Source organism: Rhodopseudomonas sp. B29 (assembly GCF_000333455.1).
In the GTDB taxonomy this organism is placed as follows: Bacteria; Pseudomonadota; Alphaproteobacteria; order Rhizobiales; family Xanthobacteraceae; genus Rhodopseudomonas.
Window position 1 is genome coordinate 1 of record NZ_BADD01000560.1, and the last position, 7296, is coordinate 7296.

6 protein-coding genes and 2 pseudogenes are annotated in these 7296 nt (G+C 65.5%); 4 read left to right on the forward strand and 4 right to left on the reverse strand.

From position 1 onward, the window contains the following. The 3 genes and pseudogenes from I5M_RS33840 to I5M_RS19910 form a co-directional block, all read left to right on the forward strand. Nucleotides 1-163, forward strand: a pseudogene (locus I5M_RS33840) (ABC transporter permease); the annotation flags it as partial. A 220-nt stretch (nt 164-383) separates the two neighbouring features. Continuing rightward, the gene (locus tag I5M_RS19905; RefSeq protein WP_022722997.1) at nt 384-1397 is read left to right on the forward strand and encodes an aldo/keto reductase; all 1014 of its coding nucleotides are present in this window, start codon (nt 384-386) and stop codon (nt 1395-1397) included. Nucleotides 1398-1522: 125 nt separating this feature from the next. Next, nucleotides 1523-1921: a hypothetical protein gene (locus I5M_RS19910; RefSeq protein ID WP_031337135.1), complete on the forward strand. Its 399-nt coding sequence runs from the start codon at nt 1523-1525 to the stop codon at nt 1919-1921. Nucleotides 1922-2154: 233 nt separating this feature from the next. Here the strand turns inward: I5M_RS19910 and I5M_RS19915 are convergent, their stop codons facing one another. The 4 genes and pseudogenes from I5M_RS19915 to I5M_RS19930 all read right to left on the reverse strand — a co-directional run bounded on the left by I5M_RS19915 (nt 2155) and on the right by I5M_RS19930 (nt 6458). Further along, nucleotides 2155-2979: a flagellar hook basal-body protein gene (locus tag I5M_RS19915; protein WP_022722999.1), complete on the reverse strand. Its 825-nt coding sequence runs from the start codon at nt 2977-2979 to the stop codon at nt 2155-2157. Between the two features lie 312 nt (nt 2980-3291). Continuing rightward, a pseudogene (locus I5M_RS30240) lies at nt 3292-3971 on the reverse strand (ABC transporter ATP-binding protein). Further along, nucleotides 3964-5190, reverse strand: a complete 1227-nt coding sequence (locus tag I5M_RS19925) for an FtsX-like permease family protein (protein ID WP_022723000.1) — start codon at nt 5188-5190, stop codon at nt 3964-3966. Before I5M_RS19925 ends, I5M_RS30240 begins: the two are co-directional and overlap by 8 nt. Beyond that, entirely contained in the window at nt 5187-6458 is a 1272-nt protein-coding gene (locus I5M_RS19930; protein ID WP_022723001.1) for an efflux RND transporter periplasmic adaptor subunit, read from the reverse strand. Before I5M_RS19930 ends, I5M_RS19925 begins: the two co-directional genes overlap by 4 nt. Nucleotides 6459-6602: 144 nt before the next feature. Here I5M_RS19930 and I5M_RS19935 point away from each other — a divergent pair. Further along, the coding region (locus tag I5M_RS19935) for an alpha/beta fold hydrolase (protein WP_022723002.1) at nt 6603-7296 on the forward strand (694 nt) is incomplete at its 3' end.

A 7296-nucleotide genomic window follows, 5' to 3' on the forward strand; every position in this document is an offset into this window, starting at 1 on the left:
GCTGCGTGAAGACGGCCTGATGGTGCACGATCTGATGCTCGTGCAGGTCAAGAAACCGGACGAGTCGAAGTATCCGTGGGATTACTACAAGATCCTCGCCCATATCTCCGGCGCCGACGCCTTCGGCCCGCCCGATCCGGCGTGCCCGCTGGTGAAGAAGTAGTCATCGTCCGCGACGCGTTGCGACACGCTCGCTAGGCACGCGAGAACTCTCCCCCGTCATTGCGAGCCAACGGGTCGGCGCGTAGCGCCGCCCGATGACAGGCTCCGCGAAGCAATCCAGCTCTGTGCACTGCGCTGGATTGCTTCGTCGCTTCGCTCCTCGCAATGACGATTCCATATCAGTATGGCCGCACCCTGAACGACAACCAAGGAACTTCCACATGCACTACCGTCCCCTCGGCCGCAGCGGCCTGAAGGTTTCGCCGTTGTGTCTCGGCACGATGATGTTCGGCGGACCGGCCGACGAGGCGACGTCGGGGCGCATCATCGACTCGGCGCGTAACGCCGGGATCAACTTCATCGACACGGCAGACGTCTATTGCGACGGCGCTTCCGAACAGGTCGTCGGCCGCGCCATCAAGGCTCAGCGCCAGCACTGGATTCTCGCCACCAAGGTCGCCAACCAGATCGGCGAAGGACCGAACCGCAGCGGCTTGTCGCGGCGCTGGATCATGCAGGCCGCGGATTCGAGCTTAAAGCGGCTCGGCACCGACTGCATCGACATCTACTACCTGCACAAGGAAGACCACAGCACGCCGCTCGACGAGACCGTGCGGGCGATCGGCGACCTGATGCACGCCGGCAAGATCCGCTATTTCGGCGTTTCGAATTATCGCGGCTGGCGCGTCGCCGAAATCTGCAACATCTGCGACCGGCTCGGCATCGACCGGCCGATCGTCAGCCAGCCTTATTACAACGCGATGAACCGCATGCCGGAGGTCGAGCACATTCCCGCCTGCGGCTTCTACGGCCTCGGTGTCGTGCCGTATTCGCCGCTGGCGCGCGGCGTGCTCACCGGCAAATACGCGCCCGATGCCACACCCGACAAGGACAGCCGCGCCGGCCGTAACGACAAGCGCATCCTGCAGACCGAGTTCCGGCCCGAGTCGCTGCAGATGGCGCAGCGGATCCGCGCTCACGCCGAAGCCAAGGGCATCACCGCCGGCCAGTTTGCCGTCGCCTGGGTGCTGAACAACGCGCTGGTCACCTCGGTGATCGCCGGCCCGCGCACCGAGGCGCAGTGGGCCGATTATCTCCGCGCGCTCGACGTGACCTTCACGGCCGAGGACGAGGCCCTGATCGATCGCCTGGTCGCCACCGGCCATCCCTCGACACCGGGCTACAACGACCCGGCTTACCCGATCGAAGGCCGCCCGGTGCGCCACGGCGGCTGATCACCGGTCAGATCCGGTCAAAGTTGCGGCCGATCAAGCCGGAGCACGGTGGCAGCCCCTATTCTCGGCCTATCACTGCTGCGCAAATGCTCGGCGCGCGGCATCAAAAGCCGGGAGATCGCTCGATGACAAGCCCCCATTTCCACGCCGTGATCTGGATCGACCATCGCGAAGCGCGCGTGTTCCACTTCAATCCGACCGAAGCCGACAAGTTCGTCGTCCACGCCGACAGCCCGAGCCGCCACATCCACCACCATCGCGCCGTCGGCTCGGGCCACGAACCGGTCGACGAACACTTCCTCCGCGCCGCGACGGAAGCGATCGCCGATGCAGGCATCGTTCTGATCGTCGGCCCCGCGCAGACCAAGCATGCGCTCGAGAAATACATTGAAAGCCACGACCCTGCCCTGCGGGCCAGGATCGCAGCCGTCGAGACCGTCGACCACCCCAGCGACGGCCAGATCGTCGCCCACGCTCGCAAGTACTTCAAGGCTGAAGACCGCACGACACCGCAGACGCGGTGAGCGTAGCCACCAGGCTTCACGATCACACATCCGACGCGCCGCAGCTTCGACAACAGGCAAAACCTCATGGTGAGGAGGCGCGAAGCGCCGTCTCGAACCATGTGCCGCCGGCACTGCGTGCCCCATCCTTCGAGACGCCCCGGCTCCGCCCTGCGGGCTACGCCGCGGCTCCTCAGGATGAGGACTCACTGCCTTTGGGAAGGTCGTATCGCTTAATCAATCTCTGAAGCCCGCTAGATGGTCAAATTGGTGATCGTCTGCAGCATCTCGTTCGACACCGTCACAACGCGTGTGCTGGCTGAATAGGCCTGCTGCGCCTGGACCATCGAGGTCATCTGGTCCGTCAGGTCGACATTCGACGCTTCCAATGCATAGCCGACCACGGTGCTGGAGTTGGTGTATTGGGCTGCACCGGACGTTGCCGTCGCGCCGAAAGTCCCTCCGTCACCCTGGCTCATGAAGCCCTCACCGCGGAAGGTCGCGACCGGCAGCGACGCGACGTCGACCGTCTGTCCCTTGGAATAGGTGCCTTGCAGCTTCCCATTCGCGCCGATCGACAGACTCTGCAGGACACCCAGGTTTGGCTGCTCCGTCGTCATGTCGAATTGGAGCGGCTGCAACGCCGTGCTGGTCGCACCGGTGACCGGATCAATCGGCGACCCCATGAGATAATAGCCGGCGGCGTTGACGAGGTATCCATTCTGGTCGAGCTGAAAGTCACCGCGCCGCGTGTAGACGGCATTGGCACTGAACGTCGGCTGCCCGTTGCTGCTGACGCCGGTCGGCGTCTTCACGGTGAAATAGCCGTCGCCACTGACCGCCATATCGGTGCTCCGCGATCCGAACGTAATCGACCCGGCCCTGTTGTTGGTCAGAACCGACCGCCAATCCACGGTTTCCGAAAGTTGTTGCCGCGACACGAGGTCCGCAAAGCTGGTATCGGTCGCCTTGAAGGCCGTGGTTTGGGCATTGGCGATATTGCCCGAGATGTTCTGAAACGCAGCCGACTGGGCCTGCAGACCCGAGGTCGCTGTCGATAGTGCGTCAAGCGAGCTCATATGAAGCCTCTCCAATCGATGGACGCACGACGGCCGTCGCGCGGATGTATCCGCATTGCAAGGCACGCGCCAAATTCGGGCGGCAGACAATTCAACTACATCGACGGACTAATTCCATATTTTCAATCCGGACATTCTTTCCGCAAACGGAAATTGTTGCCGCACGTCGCGCTTACTAATCACGTCACAATACATTGCAGCAGCGCGAGCAGAATACATGCTCATTCGGTTAATGCCTAACCAACGCGCGCTGATTTGAAGATCATGAATAGCGAGCTGGTCGCAGCAGCCGACACCAAGTCTAATCCAGACTTAGCCTGCAATCCTTCCATCCACCACCCGCACGATGCTGTCGCAGCGGGCCGCCCGATCGTCGTTGTGAGTCACCAGCAGAAACGTGGTGCCGCGCTCGGGGTTGATCTGGCGCATCAGTTCGAACACGTCGTTGGCGGGCTTGGTGTCGAGATTGCCGGTCGGCTTTTCGGCCAGCACGAGGTCCGGTTTCATCGCCAGCGCGCGGGCGACGGCGACGCGCTGCTGCTGGCCGCCCGACATGTTGGTGGCGCTGTTGTTGCGCCATTGGAAAGCCCGACGCGATCGAGCAGTTCATCGGCGCGCTGCTCCATCGCGGTGTCGGCGCGACCGCGATCGGCCAGCATCGGCATCATGACGTTCTCGCGCGCCGTGAAGGCCGAGATCAGATAGTGATACTGGAACACGAAGCCGATGGCGTGGCCGCGCAGATGCGTCAGCGCCGAATCGCCGAGCGTGCCGGTGTCCTGACCATTGATCAGCAGCCGCCCGCCGGTCGGCCGGTCGAGCAGGCCGATGATATTGAGCAGCGTCGATTTGCCCGAGCCCGACGGCCCCATCAGCGCCAGGAAGTCGCCGGAGTTCATCGCAAGGTCGATGCCGTGCAGCACCTCGGTTTCGACCGGCGTGCCGACATTGTAGGACTTGCGGATCTGGTCGAGGCGCAGGACTTCAGCCACGGATCGCCACCACCGGATCGAGCCGCGCCGCGCGCAGCGCCGGCGCGATCGCTGCGATGACGCCGGTGGCGGTGGCGAGCACCGAGGCCCAGACGAACAGGTCGGGCTCGATGATCAGCGGAAACAGCTCGCTGCCGTCGACCTGCCGGGCGTAGCGATGCCACACCACCAGCGCCAGCGCGCCGAGGCCGGAGCCGATCAGCGAGCCGACGAAGGCCAGCATGCCGCCCTGGATCAGAAACACTTCGAGGATCTGCTCGCGGCGCGTGCCCATCGCGCGGAGGATGCCGATGTCCTTGGAGCGCTGGATCACCGAGACGATCAGCACCGCGGCGATGCCGAACGCCACCGACAGGCCGACGAACAGCCGGATCATCGTGTTGGAGTTCTTCTGCGCCTGCACCGCAGTGAAGAACTGCGCGTTGGTCTTGATCCAGCTGTCCGCCTCGACCGGCAGCATCGCCTGGATCTCCTGGGCGATATCCTCGGCCGCGTAGATGTCGGTGACGGTGAGGTCGATCGAGGTGACACCGCCGATCAGGCCGAGCATGCTCTGGGCGTTGCGCAGCGTCACATAGGTGGTGCGCTGATTGGCGGCCTTGTTGCCGAAATCGAAGATGCCGTTGATGGTGAGGATGCGATTGCCGGCGAGCGGCGTCGAGACGATGATCTTGTCGCCGAGCGAGGCGCCCAGATCGCGCGCCAGCTCGGTGCCGACCAGGATGCCCTCGGTGGTGATCTGCGGGCTGCCTGCGACGATGTAGTCCGGCACCTTGACGATGTTGAAGTAGATGTTCGGCTCGATACCGGTGAGCGTAATGGCGCGGCTGGTGTCGCCGCGCAGCGCCAGGGCCGAGCCGGCCGCGGTGGCGGCGGCATTAGTGATCTCGGGGCGCGCCTGCATCTCGGCGCGAATCTTCGGCCACTGATTGATCGAGATCACCCGTTGGGTCGGACGCTGCACGGTGGCCGACTCGAACGTCCCCGGCGCATCGCGCAGCGGCCGCGCCACCTGATCGGGCGGGATCAGCTGGATCTGCGCCTGCGACGTCAGCACGCGCTTGATGAAGTTGGCCTGCAGCCCCGCCAGCATCGCCGACATGAACACGATGACACCGACCCCGATGGCGATGCCGCCGACGATCACCAGCGTCTGCAGCGCGCCGTCGAACAGGAAGCGCACTGCTGCGATCCACTCGAACGGCAGCCAGCGGTTCATGGCTGAATGGCCCGGATGCGTTGGCCGGCTTTGACGCCGGCGGTGAGCGGGATCACCTGATCGCCCGGCTCGACGCCGCCCAGCACTTCATAGAAACCGACGCCGCGCAGCCCGAGCTTGAGCTTCTTGACCACTGCGCGGCCGTTTGCGGCGGCCAGCACGAACGGCGCCGTCGACGCGTCGTGCACCGCGCGCGCCGGCACGATCACCACGTCGTCGCGTTTGGCGGTGGCGATATCGACCGACACCGTCATGTCCTGGCGCAAGTAGTCGGGCGGGTCGTCGACCTTGAGCTTGACCTCGACCGAGGCGCGATTGATGTCGACCGACGGATTGATGTAGGCGAGGGTCGCGGTGAAGCGCTGATCCGGATAGGCGTCGGCGGAAGCCAGGGCATGCTGGCCGAGCGCGAGCTGGCCGAGATTCTTCTCGTCGATCTGCACCACGATCTGCGTATCGCCGCTCGGCGCCAGCACCAGCAGCGCCTTGCCGGGCTGCACCACCGCGCCCTTCTCGACGTTGCGGGTGATCAGCACGCCGGCGCGCGGCGCGGTGATCAGCGCGTAGCCGAGCCGCGCCTTGGCGGTGCCGAGATTGGCCTGGGCCTGGCTGAGCTGGGTCTGCGCCATCACATAGTCGCTGCCGCCGGGGCTCGTGGTGTAGACCTGCAGCTCGGCTGTGCGAACCTGGGTGCGGGCGACGTCGAGATTCTTGGTGGCGTCGTCGAGCGTGGCGCGGGTGCCAAAGCCGGTCGCCGCCAGCTTCGAGGCACGCTCATAGGCCGCCTCGGCGTTGATCAGATTAGCCTGCGCCTGCTTGAGGGCCTGGTCGGCCGCCGGCTTGGTCAGTTCCTGAAGCTGACGCATCCGCGCCTCGGCCTGCGCCACGGCGCCTTCGGTCTGCACCAAGGCGGTGCGCAGTTCGCTGTCCTCGATGGCGATCAGTTCCTGGCCCTGGCGGACCTGCTGGCCTTCGACCACCAGGACATCCTTCACCGTGCCGGTGATCTGGCTGCCGATCTCGACCCGGTACGGCGTCTCGATATGGCCTGAGGCGACCACACTCTGCACCAGATTGCCGCGCAGCACTCGGGCGACCACAACTTCGGGGCCGAGCAGCAGCCGCGCCAGCCCGAGCCCGGCGGCGCCGAGCACCAGGGCGATGCCGAGGACCGGCCATTTGTGCCGCCACAGCGCGCCGGCCCAGCGCAATGGCGCTCGTCGCGGCGCGGCGCTGAGGTCGCCCGGCTGGTCGGCTGTCTGCAACATGGCGGTTGTTCTTCGCTGATGTGCACAGCTAACGCCGCGCCACCGCCCTGCCCTTGCGAAAGATCAATGGCGACCAGCAGCCTGCATGCGAAGTGAAAGGTGAGCGGACCTCGTCCGCGGCCAAGATTCGGACGACGGCCTGCAATGATCATCCTCCTGCTGCTGGCGCTGGGCGCGGCCACGCTGCTGACGGCGGCGGGGTGGCTGTCGTGCTGGCTGGCGCGGCGACTGGAGCGGCGGTTTCCGCCGCGCGGCGTCTTCGTCAACGCCAACGGCGTGCGGATGCATGCGCTCGACCTCGGCCCCGAGCGCCCTGATCCAAATGCCGCGACGGTGCTGCTGCTGCATGGCGCCAATCTGTGCAGCGAGGACATGCGGCTGGCGCTCGGCGAGCGCCTGGCGGGGCGGCTGCGCGTAATCATTCCGGACCGGCCGGGCCAGGGCTACAGCGTCACCGGCACCGGGCCGGTGGAGTCGCCGGCCTATCAGGTGACGCTGATCCGCGAAGTGCTGCGGCATCTGCGCGCCACTGGGCCGCTTATCGTGGTCGGGCATTCGTTCGGCGGGCTGATCGCGCTGCGCTACGCGCTGGACAATCCCGACACCGTGGCCGGTCTGGTGCTGATCAATCCGACCACGCATCCGCGTCCCAACGGGCTGCCGTGGTTTCAACGCGCCGCGCAGCTGCTGATCGGGCCGCTGGTGACCTATACGCTGCTGCCGCCGCTGTCGCTGGTGATGCTGGGGCGGATCGCTGCCAGCATCTTCCGCCCCGAGACGCCGCCGCCGGACTATGCCGAGCAGAGCCGGCTAGCGCTGGCCATGACGTCGAAGCGCT

Coding starts and splice junctions, on each gene's coding strand:
- I5M_RS19905 (WP_022722997.1), top strand. CDS start 384: ATGCACTACCGTCCCCTCGGCCGCAGCGGCCTGAAGGTTTCGCCGTTG.
- I5M_RS19910 (WP_031337135.1), top strand. CDS start 1,523: ATGACAAGCCCCCATTTCCACGCCGTGATCTGGATCGACCATCGCGAA.
- I5M_RS19915 (WP_022722999.1), bottom strand. CDS start 2,979: ATGAGCTCGCTTGACGCACTATCGACAGCGACCTCGGGTCTGCAGGCC.
- I5M_RS19925 (WP_022723000.1), bottom strand. CDS start 5,190: ATGAACCGCTGGCTGCCGTTCGAGTGGATCGCAGCAGTGCGCTTCCTG.
- I5M_RS19930 (WP_022723001.1), bottom strand. CDS start 6,458: ATGTTGCAGACAGCCGACCAGCCGGGCGACCTCAGCGCCGCGCCGCGA.